This is a genomic window from Kluyvera sichuanensis, from assembly GCF_014218705.1.
Taxonomy (GTDB): Bacteria; Pseudomonadota; Gammaproteobacteria; order Enterobacterales; family Enterobacteriaceae; genus Kluyvera; species Kluyvera sichuanensis.
On the sequence record NZ_JABBJF010000097.1, the window covers coordinates 1 to 311 of the forward strand.

General features: G+C 55.0%; 1 pseudogene. It reads left to right on the top strand.

Features of this window, described 5'->3' with window-relative positions:
* Nucleotides 1–311: pseudogene (locus tag HII27_RS26930) on the top strand (transketolase); the annotation flags it as partial.

The following is a 311-nucleotide window of genomic DNA, read 5'->3' on the forward strand; positions in this document are numbered from 1 at the left end:
GAATTCACCCGTCGTATGAAAGGTGACATGCCGTCTGACTTCGACGCGAAAGCGAACGAATTCATCGCTAAGCTGCAGGCTAATCCGGCGAAAATCGCCAGCCGTAAAGCTTCCCAGAACGCGATTGAAGCCTTCGGTCCTCTGCTGCCTGAATTCCTCGGCGGCTCCGCTGACCTGGCACCTTCTAACCTGACCATCTGGTCCGGCTCTAAGGCGATCAACGAAGATATCGCGGGTAACTACATCCATTACGGCGTGCGTGAATTCGGTATGACCGCCATTGCCAACGGTATCTCCCTGCACGGTGGTTT